Genomic DNA, 19,121 nt, shown 5'->3' with positions numbered 1-19,121 from the left:
CCCCCATCGGGCCACCGGTACGCTGCCGGCTCATGGCGCGGATACGGTGTGACTTCTTCTCCGAGACGCTCGGCATGGGCACCTCGATGACGGTGCTGCTGCCCGACCGGGGCGCGGCCGGGATCGGCATGGCCGGCGCGGCCGGCGACGGTGATCCGCCGGTGCTGTACCTGCTGCACGGCCTGAGCGACGACGACACGGCGTGGACCCGGCGATCGTCGATCGAACGGTACGCCGCCCCGCTGGGGCTGGCCGTGGTGATGCCGCAGGCGCAGCGCAGCTTCTACTGCGACGAGGCGCACGGCAACCGGTACTGGTCGTTCCTCAGCGAGGAGCTGCCCGAGGTGTGCCGGTCGTTCTTCCGTCTCTCGCCCCGCCGGGAGGACACGTTCGTGGCCGGCCTGTCGATGGGCGGCTACGGCGCCGTGAAGTGGGCGCTGCGCCACCCGGACCGGTTCGCGGCGGCGGCCAGCCTCTCCGGCGCGCTCGACGTGGTGCGCCGGCGCAACCACCCGACCAGCCCGCTCGACCCGCCGGTGTGGCACACCGTCTGGGGCGACGGCCCGGCGCCGGACGGGGACGACACGGTGGCGCTGCTGGAGCGGGCCGGCGACGACCTGCCCGCGCTCTACGTCGCCTGCGGCACCGAGGACTTCCTGTACGAGGACAACGTCCGGTTCGTCGACACCGCCCGGCGGCGCGGGCTGCCGGTCACCGTCGACTTCGGTCCCGGCGACCACGACTGGGCGTACTGGGACGCCCGGATCGCCGACGTGCTGACCTGGCTGCCGCTGCGCGGGCGCTGACCGGAGCGCCGTGGCCGAGGTGTCAAGCGGGGGCCCCACCCCTACCGGAGGCGTTGACAGGGGCCCCGCCTTACACGCCGACGGTGCCGTCGACGGCCTCCCGGAGCAGGTCGGCGTGGCCGTTGTGCCGGGCGTACTCGTGGATCATGTGCAGCATCACCAGGCGCAGCGAGACGTCCTCGCCCCAGCGGGCCTGGTGGCCGGTCACGTCGAGCGACTCGGCCGCGAGCTCGATCCGCCGGGCGTGCGCGACCTCCCGCTGCCACGCCTCGAACGCCTCCGCGCGGTCCGCGTCGCGCGCGTCGTACGCGACCTGGAAGTCGCCGGTGTCCGACCAGACCAGTGGGATGTCCTCGGCCGCGATGACCCGGCGGAACCAGGTGCGTTCCACCTCGGCCATGTGCCGGACCAGACCGAGCAGGGACAGCGTGGACGGCGGCGAGGACCGCCGGCGCAGCTGCTCGTCGGTCAGCCCCTCGCACTTGAGGGCCAGCGTGGCGCGGTGGAAGTCGAGGAACGCGCGCAGCGTCTCCCGCTCGCCGGCCCGCAGCGGCGGGCCGATCCGTTCGGTGGTCACGGGACGTCCTTCCGGGGCGGCGTCGGTCCCCCTGAGCCTAACCGCCGTGGATCATGAGGCAAACCGGATTACCGCAGCACGGAGCGGGCCACCGGGAAGTCGAACCAGGTGTCCGGGTACGGCTCGTCCACGTACCGGTAGTGCCACCACTCGCGCGGGTAGTTCTCGAAGCCCTGCGCCGTCATCAACTCCTTCAGCAACGCCCGGTTCCGGCGGGCGGTGTCGGTGAGCCCCGGGGCGGCGGTGTGGGCAAGCGGGTCGAAGCAGTCGAACCCGGTGCCCATGTCGACCGAGTCGTCGGCGAAGCGGCGGCCGGCGGGCGCGACGCAGGACAGCAGCGGCTGGCCCGGCGTATAGCCGGGCTGGGCGGGGGTGGGCACCGGGACCAGCGTCAGGTCGAGCGTGCTGCCCCGGCTGTGCGCGGTGGGCGCGCCCAGGTAGCCGTCGGCGAAGAGCCGGTCCTTCGGCACCTCGGGGTAGAACTCCGCCTTCATCTCCTGCTCCTGCGGGCGCTTCGCCCAGGCGACGAACTCGTTCACGGCCCGCTGCGGGCGGTAGCAGTCGTACACCTTGAGGCTTCGGCCACGGGCGAGCGCGGCGGCCTGCACCCGGTGCAGCGCCTCCGCGGCCCGGCGGGTGAGCAGGCAGAGCGGCTCGGGGTAGCCGTCGATCGGCCGGCCGACGAAGTTGTGCGCGGAGGCGTACCGGATGTCGGTGCGCACGCCCGCGTCGACGGTGGCCAGGTCGACGATGTCGGCCGGGGCGCGGGGGCCGGTCGGGGTGGCCGACGGCGTCGGGCGCGGCGCGGGTCGCTGGCAGCCGGCCGCGAGGGCCGCGACCACCACGACCAGGACCACCGTCGTACGTCTGCGCACGCTGCCGTGTCTACCAGCCGGGCCCGGCCGCCGGGCCGGCATCGCCGGGACCGGCGGTCAGCCGCCCAGCGTCGCGCGGAGGAAGTCGACCGCGGCGGCGTCGTCGTCGATGCCGCCCGCCTCGTGGCCGTTGAAGCGCCACACCGTCAACTCCTTCTCCCCCCGGTAGTCGTGGTAGGCGGCGTAGACCGTCGAGGGCGGGACGATCTCGTCCATCAGCGCGACGGAGAAGCGGGCCGGCACGTCGGCGCGTCGGGCGAACGCGACGCCGTCGACGTAGCCGAGCGTGTGGAACACCTGGTCCTCCCGGTCGCGGTGCACGGCCAGGTAGTCCCGGATCTCGCGGAACGGCGGCGAGTCGGTGAGCGTCACGGCGCGGGGGATGTCGCAGAGGAACGGCACGTGCGCCACCGCCGCGCGCACCCCCGACGCCAGCGCGGCGGCGGCCAGCGCGGCGGCCCCGCCCTGGCTGTGGCCCAGCACGGCGATCCGGTCCGGGTCGACGGCCGGCAGCTCGCGGGCCGCGTCGACGGCCCGGACCGCGTCGGTGAGGAAGCGCCGGTAGTAGTAGCGGCGTGGCTCCTCCACGCCCCGGGTGGCCATGCCGGGCGCCTGCGGGCCGGCCGCCGCGACGTCCGGCGTGTCGCCGCGGCTCCACCCCGAGCCCTGGCCGCGGGTGTCCATCTGGAGGTGGGCGAAGCCGGCGGCGGACCAGAGCAGGTTCTCCAGCGGGTGGCCGCGTCCGCCGCCGTAGCCGACGTACTGCACGACGGTCGGCAGCGGCGTGGACGCGCCGCGGGGCACCCGCAGCCAGGCCCGGACCGGCTGCCCGGCGAACCCGGGGAACGTCACGTCGAAGACGTCCACCGCCGCCAGCGGGGTGGGCACCGGCGTCACGCTCGTCGGGTCGCCGCAGGAGCGGGCCTCGGCCAGCGTCTCGGCCCAGAAGGCGTCGAAGTCGGGCGGTTCGCGCAGGTCGCTGCGGTGCTGGCGGAGCTCGGCCTCGGTCAGGTCGGTGAACACGCCTGGGTTTCCTCGTCGGGTCGGCGGCGGCGCGTCGTGGCACGGTCGCCGACGCGTTTCCGGAAGGTTTCCGCAACTTGACCGAACGCTAGGACCGGGTCGATCTGTCGTCAAGCCCTCGACGTACGGCAAGATGTGCGTGGGGCGGAACGGTTTTCCGGTCGGTCCGGCAGCCGGCGAAGGGAACACGGGTGAGCGCGGACGACGAGCGCAGGGTGACCATCACCGCGATCGCACGGGAGGCCGGCGTCTCCGTGCCGACCGTGTCGCGGGTGCTCAACGGGCGTTCCGACGTCGCGCCGGACACCCGGGAGCGGGTCGAGGAACTGCTGCGCCACCACGGCTACCGGCGACGCAACAGCCGCACGGTGCGCCGGGCGGACCTGGTCGACCTGGTCTTCAACGACCTGGACAGCCCCTGGGCCGTGGAGATCATCCGCGGGGTGGAGGACGTCGGCCACGCCGCCGGGGTGGGCGTCGTCGTCTCGGCCGTGCACCGCGAGTCCAGCTCCACCCGGCAGTGGCTGCACAATCTGCGCGCCCGCGCCTCCGACGGCGTGATCGTGGTGACCTCGCACCTGAGCCCGGCGGTGCACGCGCAACTGCGCCGGCTCAACGTGCCGGTGGTGGTGGTCGACCCGGACGCCGGCGTGGCCGGGACGGACGTGCCGGCGATCGGCGCCACCAACTGGACCGGCGGCCTGTCCGCCACCGAGCACCTGCTGACCCTGGGCCACCGGCGGATCGGGTTCGTCGCCGGCCCGCCGCACCTGCTGTGCAGCCGGGCCCGGCTGGACGGCTACCGGGCCGCGCTGGCCGCCGCCGGCGTGCCGGCCGACGACCGGCTGGTGCACCCCGGCGACTTCTACCACGCCTCCGGCTACACGGCCGGCGGCGCGCTGCTCGACCTCGACGACCCGCCCACCGCGATCTTCGCGGCCAGCGACCAGATGGCCTTCGGGGTCTACGAGGCGGTACGACGACGCGGCCTGCGGGTCGCCGACGACGTCTCCGTGGTCGGCTTCGACGACCTGCCGGAGGCGCGGTGGGCCTCGCCGCCGCTGACCACCGTGCGCCAGCCGCTGGTGGAGATGGGCCGCCTGGCGGCCCGCACCGTGCTGCGCCTGGCCCAGGGTGAGGAGATCGAGTCGCCCCGGATCGAGCTGGCCACCGAACTCGTGGTGCGGGACAGCACCGCGGCCCCCGCCGGGACCTGACAGTCCGGACTTTTCAGTCGCCTTCCGGAATTTCCGGCTCGCCCAGCCCGCGCACGGCCGACAGTGCCACCGCCGCCGCGTGCCGGCGGCGACGGGCCAGCAGCACCGCTCCCCCGGCCACCACCACCGCGCCCACCGCCAGCGGCAGGCCGACGTCCGACCCCGCGCCGGGCCGCGCCGCGCCGCCCAGGCCGGCGTGCCCGGCCAACGCCGACGCGGCCCCGGCGGCGGGCGTCGGCGAGCGGTCCAGCTCGCCCGGCTCCACCAGGCGGCCGACCGCCGCGCCCCGGGGCAACCCGAACCCCCAGTCCAGCAGCGCCGCGCCCTGCTGCCAGCCACGCTGGGTGGGGATCTCCGCGCCGAGCAGCGTCACCACCAGCCGGTGCCCGCCGCGCTCGGCCGCGCCGACGTACGTGTGCCGGGCCAGATCGGTGAAGCCGGTCTTGCCGCCGAGCGCGCCCGGATAGTGATCCAGCAGCATGTTGTCGTTCTGGATCTGGAACGCCTTCTCGGGCAACGCCAGTTGGGCGGGCACCTGCGCGGTGCGGGTGGCGGTGTAGCGCCGGAAGGCCGGCTCGCGGAAGCACGCCCGGGCGATCAACGCCAGGTCGTACGCGCTGGTGAACTGCCCCGGGCCGTCCAGCCCGGACGGCGTGACCGCGTGCGTCTGCCGGGCGCCGAGCCGATACGCCTCGTCGTTCATCGCGCGGACACCGCCGGCCAGCCCGTCCGGGCCACCCCCGAGCCGGGCCAGCGCGTTGGCCGCCTCGTTGCCCGACTTCAGCAGCAGGCCCAGCCAGATCGTCTCGATCCGGTAGTGCCCGCCCTTGGCCAAGCCGACCGCCGAGCTGCCCGGCTCGATCGCCAGGTCGCCGGCGGTCATGGTGACCTCCCCGGTCCGGGTCCAGCCGGGGCAGCATGGTGGCGGCCAGCAGCAGCTTCTGCACGCTGGCCGGGACGCCGTACTCGTGCGGGCCGCAGCCGCCGAGCACCGCACCGGTGTCCAGGTCCGCGACCAGCCACGAGGTCGCGGTCACCGGCGGCGGCGTCGCGGTCGCCGCTGCCGGGACGACGAGACCGGCGGTGTCCAGCGCCGCGCCGCCGACGGACCGGGCGGCCGGGTCGGGCGGCGGCGGGGCCTGCGGCGGGCGGGTCGCCGGGGCCGGCGCGTTCGGGCAGGGCGGCGCCCCGCCCGGCAGCCGGCGGGCCGGCCCGCCGGTCCGGGTCGCCGCCACGGCGGGGGTCACCGGCGTCGACAGCGGCAGGAGCAGGGCGGCGGCCAGCGCCACGTACGGTCCCCAGGTCCTCATGCCCGCACGCTAGCCACGCCGACCCGAACGGGTAGCCGGCTCCGGGATTCACGTCCCGCGGCGTGTGGCGTGCGCTAGGGTTCCGCGCCCCCGGTCAGCGCGCGACGAGCCGGTGGGCGCCGAGCGGGCCGACGTGCCACCCTCGGCGGCGGCACTCCGCGAGCAGTCCGGGCAGCGCGGCGAGCCCGGACCGCCACGCGCCCGGCGCGGCGACGCAGGAGGAGTCGTGCAGCAGGACCGTGCCACCGCCGCGCAACCCGGCCAGGACGCGACGCCGGACCGTGTCCCCGGTCGCCGACGCGGTCCAGTCCCGCCCCCAGCAGCTCCACAACACCGGCCGCAGGCGCAGGCGCCGGGCGGCGACCAGGGCCGCGCCGGTGAGCACCCCGTACGGCGGGCGCAGGAACGCCGGCGGCCGGCCGGTCACGTCCCCCACCAGGTCGTACGCGCGGGTCAGGTCGCGGACGGTGCCGGCCGGCCCGCGCAGCAGCAGGTTGTCGTGCGCCCAGCCGTGCAGGGCCACCTCGTGGCCGGCCGCGACGAGCCGGCGACCCAGGTCGGGGCGACGCCGCAGCATCACCCCGAGCACGAAGAACGTGGCCCGGACGTGGTGCGCGGCCAGCACGTCCAGGAAGTGGGGCGTCGACTCCGGGTCCGGGCCGTCGTCGAAGGTCAGCGCGACCCGGTCGGGCGACCCGAGGCCGTGCAGACCGGGCAGCAGACGCCGGCGGAGCGCCGGCAGCGCGGTGACCGCCGGCGCCGCGTGCACCACCGGCAACGCCACCGCCGCCCCGGCCAGGGCGGCGATCCTCACCGCAGCCCGCCGGTGGACTGAAGCAGCGCGGCGACGACGGCCACCGCGTCGCCGACCGGGTCCAGCAGCGGCCGGCGTCCCGGGTCGGCCGGACCGGCCGGGACCGCCCGGCGCGCGGCCTCGGCGACCAGCCCGGCCGGGTCCTCGGGTGCCGCGCCGGCGCACGGCCCCGCGGTGTCCCGCGGCGGGCCGGTCCCGAGCACCGCCGCGAGCACCGGGCCGAGCTGTTCCGGCGTGCCCGCCCACCGGGTGAGGCCGGACCGGGCCAGGACATCGGCGTTCGCCCGCCCGTGCCCCGGAAGGGGACGGTAGGTGACCACCGGCACCCCGGCCGCGAGCGCCTCCTGACAGGTCAGCCCGCCGGCATTCTCCACCACCACGTCCACGGCCCGCATCAGCGCCGGCATGTCGTCCACCCAGCCCAGCACGTGTCGACCGGGACCGCTCATTCGCCGGCGCAACGCCTCGTTGCGCCCGCAGACCACCACCGGCCGCGCCCCGGTCGCGCCGACCTCCGCCACCGTGGCCGCCACCTCGCCGACCCCCCAGGACCCGGCCACGACGAGGGCAAGCACGCCCTCCGGCGGCAGACCGAACCGCTGCCGGGCCCGTCGCCGGTCGAGGCCGGCACCGCCGGCGAACGCGCGGGAGACCAACGGCTGGACCACCGCGACGTCGACGTCGGCGCCCCCTTGCAGCTCGGCGTGCCGCACCGTGCAGTACACGTCCACGCCCGGCGCGAGCCAGGTCGGGTGCACCACGAAATCGGTCACATAGGTGAGGACCGGGACACCGAGCCGGCCACGGTGCCGCAGCGGCCCGAGAAGCTGGTTGGCGAACGGGTAGGTGGTCACCACCGCCCTCGTGTCCGGCGGGATGCGGCGGCGGATCCGGGCCCGGAACGGGCGCAGCAGCACGCGGATGGCGCGGACGGACACCCGTGACCGGCTGGTGAGCCGGAACAGCAAATGGTAGCCCCGGGGAAGCCGGTGCAGCACCCTCCGGTAGGTCTCCCGCACCGCCCGGTGCACCGGGCCGGGCAGCAGGTGGAAGAGGTTCAGCCGGTCCACCTGGAAGCCCCGGCCGCGCAGGCGCTCCGTCAGCTCGTCGGCGGCCCGGTCGTGCCCGGCGCCGATGTCCGCGGAGACCACCACGATCCGTCCCGGGTGCGCCATGGGCGGCGCTTACCCACCCCGGCGGCGTCCACGCGACCGGATCGGGACCGGTCAGGCGCGGCGGCGACCGGACCGCCGGGACCGGGACCGCCGGGCGACGACCACCGCCACCGTCCCGCCGACGACCAGGGCCAGCAGCCCGGCGGTGGGCACGATGAGCGTCCAGTCGCCGTCGGCCATCCGGCGCAGCGCGGTACCGGCCGGGCCCCGCCACGGTCCCGGCGTCGGGCGCGCCGGGGCGTCGGCCGTCGGAGCCTTCTCCGCCACCGGCCCGGCGGGGGCGGCGTCCAGCTCACCCGGGTCGACCAGCCGGCCGACCGACGCGTCCCGGGGCAGCGCGAAGCCCCAGTCGAGCAGTTGCGCGCCCTGCTGCCAGCCGCGTACCGGCCGGGCCTCGGCGCCGAGCAGCGTGACCACCAGCCGGCGCCCGCCCCGCTGGGCGGCACCGACGTAGCTGTGCCGGGCCAGCTCGGTGAAGCCGGTCTTGCCGCCCAGCGCACCCGGGTAGCGGTAGATGAGCTGGTTCTCGTTCTGGATCTGGAACCCGCCCTTCTTCAGCGCGGGCTGGGCCGGGACCTGGGCCCGTTCGGTCAACGCGTACCTGCCGAAGCGCGGGTCGGCGAAGCAGGCCCGCGCGATCAGCGCCAGGTCGTACGCGCTGGTGAACTGCCCCGGGCCGTCCAGCCCGGAGGGGGTGACGGCCCGGGTCTGCAACGCGCCGAGCCGGCGGGCCTCGGCGTTCATCCGGTCCACCCCGGCCCGGGCGCTGCCGGCGCCCAGCCGCGCCAGCATGTTCGCCGCGTCGTTGCCGGACTGGAGCAGCAGGCCCAGCCAGAGCGTCTCCACCGGGTAGCGCCCGCCGACCAGCAGGCCCACCGCCGAGCTGCCCGGCTCGATCTCCAGGTCCGCGCGGGTGGCGACGGCCACCTGCCTCGGGTCGAGGCGGCTCAGCATGGTGGCGGCCAGCAGCAGCTTCTGGGTGCTGGCCGGCGTGCCGTACTCGTGCGGCCCGCAGGCGCCCAGCACGGCGCCGCTGTCCAGGTCGGCGACCAGCCAGGTGGTGGCGGTGACCGCGGGCGGCGCGGGACTGCCGGGCGGGGTGACCAGGCCCGGCCCGGCCAGTGTCTCCCCGCCCACCACCTGCTGGTGCGGCACCGCCGGCGGCGGGACGGGACGCGGCGGCCGGGACACCGTCGGCGCGGGCAGCCGCGGGCAGGGTGCCGTGGCACCGGGAGCGGGAGCCGGCGCGGCAGCGCCCCGCGCCGGGGCGGGCACCCCGGCCGCGAGCAGGGTGACGGCGGTGACGGCGGCCAGGACCCGGGCTCTCATGAAGAGGCACCTTACCCAGCGCGGGCGTGCCGGCGGCGCGGCTCACCGGGCCGGTGACGGTGCGCCGACCCTCCGGCCCCGCGCCGTGGTCGGGCCGGTGGGACCCGTCAGTGGACGCCGCGCAGCCACCGCCGCTGCCACGGTGTCTCCACCGCGCGCGGGTGGTAGTGCGCGCGCACCCAGGCGACCGCCCGCTCGGCGGTCAGCCCGTCCAGCACCGCCAGGGCGGCGAGCGCGGTGCCGGTGCGGCCGACGCCGCCGTGGCAGGCGACCTCGACCCGCTGGCCGGCGTACGCGCGCCGACGCGCCTCGCGTAACGCGTCGAGGGCGTCGGCGCGGTCCAGCGGCAGCCAGAAGTCGGGCCAGCGAATCCGCCGGGCCGGCCAGGCCGGCTCGGGCCCGCGCGCCAGCAGCAGGGCGAAGTCGGCGGGTGAGGCCGGGGCGGCGACGCGGCGTCCCCGCACGGTGGCGCCGCCGGGCAGCGCGAGGAGGCCGGCGGGATCGGTCCACGGTGGCGTCGGGTGCACCGGGTCATTGTGCGGCGTGCCCGAGACAAGCGGGTGCCCGCCGGAGAAGCTCCGGCGGGCACTCGCGGTCGGCCCGGGGTCCTGCCCCGGCGCCTCGGGTCAGCCGAGGCGACGGCGGCGCCAGGCCAGGGACGCCAGCAGCAGCACCGCGCCGGCACCGGCCAGGCCACCGCCGAACTTCAGCGGCGTGCCGATGCTGCCACCGGTGACGGGCAGGTGCCCGCCGTGGTGCGGCGGACGCGTCGGTCGCACCGGGAATACCGTCCCGGTCGTGCTGGCCGTACGGGCGGACGTCCGCCCGGTGGCGGTGAACGTGTGGCGGCCGACGCGGGTCGGACGGTAGGTGACGGTGAAGTCGTCGTTGGCGTCCACCGTCACGGTGAAGTGCGTGGGCGCCGCCTGCGGCGCGGTGAGGGTCGACGTGTACGACACCGCCGCCATCGCCACCGTGCTGCCGTCGCTGCGCCGCGCGGTCCCCTCGGCCGGAGCGGCCATGGGCAGGTCGGAGATGCTGACGTCGATGTCGGCCGTCTCCAAGGGCTGGAAGCCGGACCCCTTCAGGGTGAAGGTCTCACCCAACGTGATGGTCGGGTCGACGAGGATCAACGACGGCTGTGCGGGCGGGTAGACCGGTGGCTGCGGCTGCGCCGCCCCGGCCGCGGTCGGCGCGGCCACGACGGCCAGGCCCACCGAGAGCGCCATGATGATGCGGGATAGCCGCATGATGGTTTCCCTCCTATTGTTCACATCTGGGTGCGGTGGTTATCTGGGTGGTCCACGGGGTGACGGTGGGGGTGAGCACCAGATCGGCCGTGCCCGCGCCGTTCTGGCCGGTGAGCAACGTCACGTCGAGCGTCCGGGTCTGCCCCGGGCCGACCTCCACGTTCGCCACCGCCACCTGACGGCGGCGGTCGAGTCCGCTGCCCATCGCGGTGGCCCGGCCGTCCAGCCGGCCGGCGAGGACCGCGCCGCCGCTCGGGGTGTGCACCGAGACGAACGTGCGAGCGGTGTACTTGTCGCCGGACAGGGCCATGCCCGTGACCGACTCGGTCAGCCCCGACCGTGGGGCGGTGGAGTGCACCGTGACCCGCAGCCGCAGTTCACGGCGTCCGTCCGGCTGGCACGCGCCGACCGTCAGGGTGGCCGAGAACCTGAGGTAGTAGCCGAGCTTCGCGCCGCTGCCGTCGTTGAGGAACACGCCGACCGTCGGCACGGCGTCCTGCTCCGGGAGCTGCCCGGCGATCCGGGTGCCGACCAGCGCGCGCTGCTCCTCGGATCGGACACTCCAGAACAATATCCGACGTTCCTGTATTGACCGGCTAATAACGGTTAAAAGGGCGCGCGGGTCAACCGTCCTGGTGAACAGCGCGTCGAACACCCCGGACGCGGCCCGCGTATAGAACTCGTCCTGCGCCTTCACGCCCAGGTCCCGGTACGAGTCACTGAGCAGCGTCCGCACGGCGGTGCTGCCGGTCAACGCCGGGCCGTCCGGCACGCCCACCGGGCCGATGACGTTGAGCAGGTACGACAGCATCACCGGGTCGACCGCCAGGACGCCGTCCACGGTGGTGCCGGTGCGACGTCGCACCATCTCCCGGTAGAGCGCCGCGGCGGCCGGGAAGTCCGGGCTGAGATTGACGTCCGCCGGGTACATTCCCGGCAGGTCGGTCCAGAGCCGGCGCATCTCCGGGTCCACCTTCAGCGGTGGATCGAAGTACTGCAGATCCGTCGCGTTGCCCTGCCCCGCCAACCGGATCCGGCCGCCGTCCGCCCGCAACACCGCGTACGCGCCGAACATGCCGCCGGTGGCGCGCAACTCGGCCGGGTTCTGCGAGACGAGCAGGTAGCTGCGCGGGCCGTCCGCGCCGAGCAGCGGCGGCAGCAGCCGGACGCCGTGGTCGGCGGCCGAGGTGAGGCCGCCCAACCGGTCCAGCTCTTCCCGCAGCGCGGTGACCGCGTCGCGCACCTGGGCCACCAGGCCGCGGGTCGGCACCGCCCGCAGCCGATCCGCCGTCCGCCGGACCGCCTGGTCGGCGGCCGACACCTCGGCCGAGACCGCGCGCAGCCGGGCCACGTCGAGCTGGCCCTGTTTCGGCACCAACGAGGCGAGGTCGACCCGGAGCAGCGTGGGGAAGGCGAGCCGGGCCAGGTCGTCCACCGCCACCGAGATCTGCCGCACCGCCGTCAGGTTGTCCCCGGCGTACGGGATCTCCTGGCCGAGCCACCAGACCGGGTCGCCGGTCGCCCCGCGCGCGGCGCTGGCCTGCTCCTGGAGCGCGGCCAGGGTCCGCTGGGCCCGGGCGATGTCGCCGTCGAGCACCTGGGCGCTGAGATCCTTGGCCAGGCCGGCGGCGTTCACCAGGTGGGCACGGGCCTGCCAGCCCCGGAACGTGACCCAGCCGCCGGCGGTCGCCAGCACCGAGACGACCACCAGCCCGACCAGCAGGACGCGGCGGACGCGGGCCCGGCGGCGTCGCCGTGAGCGTCGGTGTCGGCGATGCGACGCACCGTGTTCCGTCACGCCACTCTCCTCAGGTCGACCGGCCTTCGATCACCGTTCGATGTTCATGTCGTATAGGAGTATGTATCGGATAGATAGAGCTAGTAGTCCGTTTTCGCGTTCTTCATCCGGCCTGTGGCCACGTCGCGCAGGAGCGCTTCGATCCGGTCGACGCCGGCCCGCAGCGACATCTGCCGCAGGTAGGCGTCCCGACCCCGGCGGCCCATGTCGGCCCGGGCGGCGGCCGGAATCGCCGCGGCCAGCCAGAACCGGTCGGCCAGGGCGGCCCAGTCCTCGGGCGGGCAGGACAACCCGGCACGCGCCCGCTCCACCAGCTCCGCGGTGTCGCCGCCGGCCGAGGCGACCACCGGCGCGGCGCAGGAGAGCGCGGCCGGCAACGTGCCGGGCACCGTGCCACGCAGCTCCGGCCGGTCGCGCAGCATGACGAGCTGGTAGTCGGCAGCCGCGTACAGCTGCGGCATGTCCGCCGGCGAGCGCCGCTCGACGAACCGGACGTTGTCCGCGCGGAGGTCGGCGGCGAGCCCTCGCACCCGCCGCTCCTCCGCGCCCGAGCCGACCAGGACCAGGTCCATCCGGTCCCCCAGCGCCGCCGCCGCCCGGACCGCGGTCTCCAGACCCTGCCGTACGCCGATCGTGCCGGCGTGCATCACCACGCAGCGGTCGTCCCGGCGGATCAACCGGCGGGCGGCGGGACCCGGCTCGGCCGGGCGGAACAGGCGCTCGTCGGTCCAGTTGAACACCGTGCGGACCCGGTCCGGCTCGACCCCACCGGCGAGCACCAGCTCGCCCATGGACGGCGCGCTGACCGCGACCGCGTCCGCCTCCCGGTACAGCCGGCGCAGGCCGGCGTCCAGCCGTCCCGACCAGCCGCGCGACGCCCCCGGCCGGGCCGGCTCCTCCTCCGCCCAGACGTCCTGCACGTGCAGCACCGTCGGCGGGCGGCCCAACAACCGCAGCAGGCCGGTCGCGGCGAAGGTCACCGCGGGGAGCTGGAGGACGTACAGCGCGTCGAGACCCCGCAGGTAGCGGCGGCCGGCGAGCGCGGCACTGCCGGCGAACGAGAGCCAGCCGGCGTTCCGGGCGCGGGCCGAGCCCTCACCACCGGCGTACCGGGGCACCCGGCGGACGGCCAGCCGCTCGCTGCGCGTCTGGTGCCACCACCGCTGACGCCAGCCCGGATAGAGCCGGCCGCCGGGGTGGTCCGGGAAGCCGGTGAGCACGCGCACCTCGTGGCCCCGGGCGGCCAACTCCTCGGCCAGGCTGCCCGGGATGAACGCCGGTTCCGGCGGGAAGTGGTACGACAGGATGCCGATCCTCATGGCCGCGCTCCCGGCGCGGCCTGCCGGACCCCGGTCCACCGCGGCGCGTACGATGCCGGCATCCCCTCGCCGGCCGGCCGCGACCGCCGGCCGCACGCCGTCGCGGCGCCGCCTCGCGCGACCGCGCCGACCAGGGGGGTCCAGATGCGCGACGGGGTGCTCTTCGTCTGCCACGCGAACATGTGCCGGTCACCGATGGCCGAGTTCATCGCCCGCCGGCTGCTGGCCGGGCTCCCGGTACCGGTGGCCAGCGCCGGCACCGACGCGGTCGACGGGGCGGCCATGCACCCGTACGCCGTCGAGGTGGCCGCCGGGAACGGCGCGGACGTGACCGCCTTCCGCACCCGCCGGCTGCGCCCGGAGCACCTCACCTCGGCGGCGCTGGTGCTGACCGCGACCCGACGGCAGCGTTCGGCCTGCGCGGCGCTGGCCCCGGCCGCGTTGGGCCGGATGTTCACGCTGCACCAGTTCGCCCGCCTCGCCGCCGCGGCCCGGCCGGACGGCGCGCCCGGGGACACCCCGCTGCGGGCGGCCGTGGTGGCGGCCGTCCGTGCCCGGGGGCGGCTGCAACCCGCCCCCGACGGCACGGACGACCTGCGGGATCCGATCGGCGGCTCCCCGGCCGACTTCCGCCGGTGCGCCGAGGAGATCGAGCGGTCGATCCGGCCCCTGCTCGCACTCATCGCGACAGCCGGGTGAGTTCCTGAGTCCGGTCACCCACGGCGGTCCGCCCACCCCGCTGGGTCGCCCCGACGCGGTCGGTGGGCACGGTCGGCGCGGCCGGCGGCACGACCACCTTGTACGTCTCGTACTGGTAGGCGTCCGCCTTGCCGACCTTGGCCATGTTGAGCACGCAGCCGAGCAGACGCACCGACACCGAGCTGAGCGCCCGCGCCGCGGCGGCCACCTGGCCGCGCGAGGTCCGCCCCTGCTGGGTGACCAGGAGCGCGCCGTCGGCCTGCACGGCCACCACCACGCCGTCGGTGACCGCGAGCAGCGGCGCGGTGTCGATGATCACGATGTCCGCCGACTCGCGCAGCGCCACCAACAAATCCGCCATCGCCTTGGAGCCGAGCAGCTCGCTCGGGTTCGGCGGGGTGGCGCCGCTGGGCAGGACCAGCAGCGACTTCTCGCCCCAACGCTGTACCACGTCGCCGACCTGCACGTCGCCGACGAGCACGTCGGTGAGCCCGACCCCGCCGTCGAGACCGAGGTAGTCGGCGGCCTTGGGGCGGCGCAGGTCGGCGTCGATGAGCAGCACCCGCCAGCCCGCCTCGGCCAGCGCGATGGCGACGTTGCAGGCCATGGTGGTCTTCCCCTCGCCCTGGAGGGCGCTGGTGACCGCGATGACCCGGGCCGGCTCGTGCACGTCCACGAAGCGCAGGTTGGTCCGCAGCTTGCGGACCGCCTCGGCGCGGACCGAGGTGGCCGCGTCACCGACGATCAGCGGGGCGGCCTTCGCGCCGGCCTCGAACGGGATCTCGCCCAGCAGCGGGCTGCCGGTCACCCGCTGCAACGCCACGGCGTCGCGCATCCGTACGTCGGCCATGCCGCGCAGCACGGCCAGCGCGGCGCCGGCCAGCAGGCCGAGCAGCCCGCCCAGGGCCAGGTTGCGCGCCGGTCGCGGCGAGACCGGGCTGGAGGTGACCCGCGGTCCGCTGACCATTTCGATCTTGATGGGCGGCGCCTTGCCGTCCGGCGGGGTCTCCACCTTGCGCACCAGCTCGACGAACTTGGCCGAGAGCGTCTCGGTGGTCTTGAGCGCCCGGTTCTGGTCGGTGTCGGTGAACGTCGCCCGCAGCAGCACCGTGCCGGTCGTGGTGGACGTGTTGATCCGGCTGCGCACCTGGTCGGCGGTGAGCCCGAGTGGCGCGTCCGCGACCACGCTCTGCGCCAGCCGGTCGCTGGTGAGCAGGTCGCCGTAGGACTTCACCCGCTGCTGGAGGAAGAGGCTGCCCTGGTAGGCGTCGGTGACCCCCTGGCTGGGCGTGGTGACGAAGAAGGTCACCGAGGCCTGGTACCGCGGCGCCGCACGGACCGTCAGGAAGGCGGCGGCAGCCACGGCGAGCATCACCGTGACCAGCACGATCCACCAGTGGCGTCGAACCAGGCGCAGGTAGCCGACAACGTTCATTCCGCATCCCCTCCCGACACGCCGGTCTGCCGATGAAACTGCACGAAAGCCCCCTAAAAGCCCCAGTAGCCGTGCCAGGATCGAATCGCCCATTCACCACGTTAGGTGACCAGACGAATGTAAACGACTGGACATGCACGGACGACGCAAACCCGCTCATTCCAGATGGACGCAGAGGGCAACCATGGAACGTGAAGCCACCACCGCGCCGGACGCCGTGCGACCCCACGGCAGGGCCACCCACCGCGCCGCCACTCTCTCCCTGTTAACGCTGGACACGGCCGCCTGGTGCGGAGGATTTCTCGGCGCCGCCTGGACCCGCTACGAGTTCGACCTGACCACCGCCGCGACCGGTCGCGTCCTCACCGTCGCGCTCGCCTGCGCCGCGCTCTACGCGCTGCTCACGCTGCTGCGCTCCCGGCTCTACGGGCGCTATCCGATCGGCAGCGCCGGAGACGCCCGCGGGCTGGCCGGCACCGTCGCGATCACCGCCGCGGTCACGCTCGCCGGCGTGCTGCCCTGGACCGAGCGGCCGGTCCCGGCGACCACCCCGCTCGTCGGCGGCGCCGTCGCGTTGGTGCTGATGGCGGCCGGTCGCGGACTGTGGCGGTTCCACGCCGACCGGCACCGCCCGGCGGCGCGGCACGCCGACCGGTGCCTGGTCTACGGCGTGGACGCGGCCAGCGAACGGCTGGTCCGCGTGCTGCTGCACGACCCGGACAGCAGCTACCGGCCGGTGGGTCTGCTCGACGACGCCCCGGAGAGCCGCGGGCTCCGGCTGGAGGGGCTGCGCGTGCTCGGCGGGCGGGAGCAGGTCGGCGCCGTGGTCCGGGCCACCCAGGCCCGTACCGTCATCTTCTCCATGACCGGCGGCGACCCGCAGCTACTGCGCGACGTGCGCACCCGCACGCTGGAGGCCGGAGCCACGTTCAAGGTCCTGCCCCCGGTCCGCGAGGTGCTCGACCGCCCGGTCGACGCCACCGCCGTCCGCGATCTCCAGCTCACCGACCTGCTCGGCCGCGCCCACCGGGTGTCCGAGCTGACCGTCGAACGCGGCGGCCTCGCCGGCCGGCGGGTGCTGGTCACCGGCGCCGGCGGCTCGATCGGCTCGGAGCTGTGCCGGCAGATCGCCCGCTGCGAGCCGGACGAGCTGATGATGCTCGACCGGGACGAGTCGGCGCTGCACGCGCTCCAGATGTCCCTGCACGGTCGGGCGCTGCTGGACGGCCCCGAACTGATCCTGGCCGACATCCGGGACGCCGAGGGCATCTCCCGGGTGATCGCCGACCGGCAGCCCGACGTGGTGTTCCACGCGGCGGCGCTGAAGCACCTGACCCTGCTCCAGCGGCACCCCGGCGAGGCGATCAAGACCAACATCTGGGGCACCCTGAACGTGCTGGAGGCGTGCCGGGACGTCGCCGAGTTCGTCAACATCTCCACCGACAAGGCGGCCAACCCGACAAGCGTCCTCGGCTACTCCAAGCGGATCACCGAGCGGCTCACCGCCCACCTGGCCGCGCAGCTCGGCGGCACCTACCTGAGCGTCCGGTTCGGCAACGTGCTCAGCAGCCGGGGGTCGGTGCTGACCGCGTTCCAGGCGCAGATCCGGGCCGGCGTGCCGATCACCGTCACCCACCCGGACGTGACCCGCTACTTCATGACCGTGCAGGAAGCCGTCCACCTGGTCCTGCAGGCCGCCACCATCGGCCGCGGCGGCGAGGCGCTGGTGCTCGACATGGGCGAGCCGGTCCGGATCGCGGACGTGGCGCGGCGGCTGTCCGCCGAGGCGGACCACCCGGTGAACATCGTCTTCACCGGGCTCAGGCCGGGCGAGAAGCTGCACGAGCACCTCTTCGGCGCCGACGAGTCGGACAGCCGGCCGTTGCACCCGTTGATCTCCCACGTGCCGGTGCCCCCGCTGGACCCGGACGAGATGCGCTCGCTGGACCCGTACGCCGACCCGGACGAGCTGATCAAACGGATGGCGGCGTTCTGCGAGACGGTCGGCGCGGTCCTGCCGGCGCTGCCCGGCCAGCGCTGACCCGCCGCCGGCGGTGCGTGGGGCGGCGCCCCGGCCCCGCTCCGCTCGCCGCCGCTCCGGCGGACCGATAGGGTGGGCGACGGTGTGCCGGGAAGCCTGGTCGGCGATGGATCCACCGACCCCTGCTCCCGGACGGACACCGCATGCCCCATCACGCCCCGCGCTCCTCCCGCCTGCTGGAACGCCGCTCCTGGCCGGAAGCCCGCTTCCTGGCCGACGTGCTGCGCACCGAGACGGTCGGTGGCGGGCTGCTGCTGCTCGGCGCGGTCCTCGCCCTGGTCTGGGCGAACTCGCCGTGGCGCGCCGCCTACGCCGCGCTGGGCGACTGGGTGCCCTGGCCCGGCGGCGCGGCGCTGCACCTCGACCTGGGCCTGGCCTCCTGGGCCGCCGACGGGCTGCTGGCGATCTTCTTCTTCGTGGTCGGCCTGGAACTCAAACGTGAGTTCGTCGCCGGGGACCTGCGGGACCCCCGGCGGGCCGCGTTGCCGGTGGTCGCCGCCGTCGGCGGCATGGTGGTGCCGGCGCTCGTCTACCTGGCGGTGACCGCGGGCGCCGGTGGCGCGGGACTGCGCGGCTGGGCGATCCCCACCGCCACCGACATCGCGTTCGCGCTCGCCGTGCTGGCCGTGATCGGCTCGCACCTGCCGGCGGGGCTGCGGGCCTTCCTGCTCACCCTCGCGGTCGTCGACGACCTGCTGGCCATCACCGTCATCGCGGTGTTCTACACCGCCGAATTCCACCCGCTGCCGCTGCTCGGGGCGCTGCTGCCGATCGCCGGGTTCGCGCTGCTGGTGCAGCGGCGGCGCACCTGGTGGTGGGCGCTGATCCCGCTGGCGGTGACCGCCTGGGTGCTGGTGCACGCCTCCGGCGTGCACGCCACGGTGGCGGGCGTGCTGCTCGGCTTCACCGTGCCGGTCCTGGCCGGGCGGCGCGGTGAGCCTGGGCTCGCCGAACGGCTGGAGCACCGCTGGCGGCCGATCTCCGCCGGCCTCGCCGTACCGGTCTTCGCGTTCTTCGCCGCCGGGGTCCCGCTGGTCGACGTGGACCTCGGCGCGGTCGTCCGGGACCCGGTCGTGCTCGGCGTGGCCGGCGGCCTGGTGCTGGGCAAGGTGATCGGCGTGTTCGGCTCGACGTTCCTGCTCGCCCGGTTCACCCGTGCCGAACTGGACGAGGAGATCACCTGGGCGGACCTGGTCGGGCTGGCGTTGCTGGCCGGCATCGGGTTCACCGTGTCCCTGCTCATCGGGGAGCTGGCGTTCGGCCCGGGGAGCCCCGAGGACGAGCGGGTCAAGGCCGCGGTGCTGGCCGGTTCGCTGATCTCCGCCGCCCTGGCCGCCGTGGTGCTGCTCCGGCGCAACCGGGTGCACCGCCGGATCAGTGAACGGGAGAGCCGGGACGACGACGGCGACGGCATCCCGGACGTCTACCAGGAACGGCCGGCCTGACCCGCACG

16 protein-coding genes and 1 pseudogene are annotated in these 19,121 nt (G+C 75.3%); 5 read left to right on the top strand and 12 right to left on the bottom strand.

Features of this window, described 5'->3' with window-relative positions; genetic code table 11:
- Positions 1-32 precede the first annotated feature (32 nt).
- Positions 33-806 carry an alpha/beta hydrolase gene (locus VKK44_RS12350; RefSeq protein ID WP_343447070.1) on the top strand — a complete coding sequence of 258 codons (774 nt, stop codon included), beginning with the start codon at positions 33-35 and terminating at the stop codon, positions 804-806.
- Positions 807-876: 70 nt separating this feature from the next.
- Here the strand turns inward: VKK44_RS12350 and VKK44_RS12345 are convergent, their stop codons facing one another.
- The 3 genes from VKK44_RS12345 to VKK44_RS12335 all read right to left on the bottom strand — a co-directional run bounded on the left by VKK44_RS12345 (position 877) and on the right by VKK44_RS12335 (position 3,281).
- On the bottom strand, positions 877-1,383 hold the full coding sequence (locus VKK44_RS12345; protein ID WP_343447069.1) for a DinB family protein: 507 nt from the start codon (positions 1,381-1,383) through the stop codon (positions 877-879).
- Positions 1,384-1,451: 68 nt separating this feature from the next.
- The gene (locus tag VKK44_RS12340; RefSeq protein ID WP_343447068.1) at positions 1,452-2,258 is read right to left on the bottom strand and encodes a M15 family metallopeptidase; all 807 of its coding nucleotides are present in this window, start codon (positions 2,256-2,258) and stop codon (positions 1,452-1,454) included.
- A gap of 57 nt (positions 2,259-2,315) precedes the next feature.
- Positions 2,316-3,281 (bottom strand): acetylxylan esterase, encoded by a 966-nt coding sequence (locus VKK44_RS12335; protein WP_343447067.1) that lies wholly within the window; start codon positions 3,279-3,281, stop codon positions 2,316-2,318.
- 191 nt (positions 3,282-3,472) lie between these two features.
- On the opposite strand from VKK44_RS12335, the gene VKK44_RS12330 reads away from it, so the two are divergent.
- Positions 3,473-4,498 (top strand): LacI family DNA-binding transcriptional regulator, encoded by a 1,026-nt coding sequence (locus tag VKK44_RS12330; RefSeq protein WP_343447066.1) that lies wholly within the window; start codon positions 3,473-3,475, stop codon positions 4,496-4,498.
- A gap of 13 nt (positions 4,499-4,511) precedes the next feature.
- Here the strand turns inward: VKK44_RS12330 and VKK44_RS12325 are convergent.
- From VKK44_RS12325 to VKK44_RS12290, 8 genes and pseudogenes are all read right to left on the bottom strand, one after another.
- Positions 4,512-5,808, bottom strand: a pseudogene (locus VKK44_RS12325) (D-alanyl-D-alanine carboxypeptidase family protein).
- 94 nt (positions 5,809-5,902) lie between these two features.
- Positions 5,903-6,622, bottom strand: coding sequence for a polysaccharide deacetylase family protein (locus VKK44_RS12320; protein WP_343447064.1), 720 nt, complete (start codon positions 6,620-6,622; stop codon positions 5,903-5,905).
- Positions 6,619-7,797 carry an MGDG synthase family glycosyltransferase gene (locus VKK44_RS12315; protein WP_343447063.1) on the bottom strand — a complete coding sequence of 393 codons (1,179 nt, stop codon included), beginning with the start codon at positions 7,795-7,797 and terminating at the stop codon, positions 6,619-6,621. The genes VKK44_RS12320 and VKK44_RS12315 overlap by 4 nt, the downstream gene beginning before the upstream one ends.
- 51 nt (positions 7,798-7,848) lie before the next feature.
- Positions 7,849-9,126: a D-alanyl-D-alanine carboxypeptidase family protein gene (locus VKK44_RS12310; RefSeq protein WP_343447062.1), complete on the bottom strand. Its 1,278-nt coding sequence runs from the start codon at positions 9,124-9,126 to the stop codon at positions 7,849-7,851.
- A gap of 107 nt (positions 9,127-9,233) precedes the next feature.
- Positions 9,234-9,653 carry a protein-tyrosine phosphatase family protein gene (locus VKK44_RS12305; protein WP_343447061.1) on the bottom strand — a complete coding sequence of 140 codons (420 nt, stop codon included), beginning with the start codon at positions 9,651-9,653 and terminating at the stop codon, positions 9,234-9,236.
- Positions 9,654-9,752: 99 nt separating this feature from the next.
- A complete protein-coding gene (locus VKK44_RS12300; protein ID WP_343447060.1) occupies positions 9,753-10,376 on the bottom strand; it encodes a hypothetical protein in 624 nt (207 codons plus the stop codon).
- Between the two features lie 13 nt (positions 10,377-10,389).
- Positions 10,390-12,174 (bottom strand): DUF4012 domain-containing protein, encoded by a 1,785-nt coding sequence (locus VKK44_RS12295; protein WP_343447059.1) that lies wholly within the window; start codon positions 12,172-12,174, stop codon positions 10,390-10,392.
- Between the two features lie 80 nt (positions 12,175-12,254).
- On the bottom strand, positions 12,255-13,493 hold the full coding sequence (locus VKK44_RS12290; RefSeq protein ID WP_343447058.1) for a glycosyltransferase family 4 protein: 1,239 nt from the start codon (positions 13,491-13,493) through the stop codon (positions 12,255-12,257).
- A gap of 144 nt (positions 13,494-13,637) precedes the next feature.
- Between VKK44_RS12290 and VKK44_RS12285 the strand changes: the two genes are divergently transcribed.
- A complete protein-coding gene (locus VKK44_RS12285; RefSeq protein WP_343447057.1) occupies positions 13,638-14,192 on the top strand; it encodes an arsenate reductase/protein-tyrosine-phosphatase family protein in 555 nt (184 codons plus the stop codon).
- On the opposite strand, the gene VKK44_RS12280 is transcribed toward VKK44_RS12285, so the two are convergent.
- Positions 14,173-15,627, bottom strand: a complete 1,455-nt coding sequence (locus tag VKK44_RS12280; protein ID WP_343447056.1) for a tyrosine-protein kinase domain-containing protein — start codon at positions 15,625-15,627, stop codon at positions 14,173-14,175. The genes VKK44_RS12285 and VKK44_RS12280 overlap by 20 nt on opposite strands.
- A 184-nt stretch (positions 15,628-15,811) precedes the next feature.
- On the opposite strand from VKK44_RS12280, the gene VKK44_RS12275 reads away from it, so the two are divergent.
- Together VKK44_RS12275 and nhaA are read left to right on the top strand one after the other, a co-directional pair.
- The gene (locus VKK44_RS12275; RefSeq protein ID WP_343447055.1) at positions 15,812-17,668 is read left to right on the top strand and encodes a nucleoside-diphosphate sugar epimerase/dehydratase; all 1,857 of its coding nucleotides are present in this window, start codon (positions 15,812-15,814) and stop codon (positions 17,666-17,668) included.
- 143 nt (positions 17,669-17,811) lie between these two features.
- A complete protein-coding gene (gene nhaA / locus VKK44_RS12270; protein WP_343447054.1) occupies positions 17,812-19,113 on the top strand; it encodes a Na+/H+ antiporter NhaA in 1,302 nt (433 codons plus the stop codon).
- Positions 19,114-19,121: the final 8 nt, after the last annotated feature.

The sequence above is a fragment of the Micromonospora sp. DSM 45708 genome (assembly GCF_039566955.1).
Classification (GTDB): domain Bacteria; phylum Actinomycetota; class Actinomycetes; order Mycobacteriales; family Micromonosporaceae; genus Micromonospora.
The sequence above is the reverse complement of the archived record's forward strand: the minus strand, read 5'-3'. Positions and strand labels throughout refer to the sequence as shown.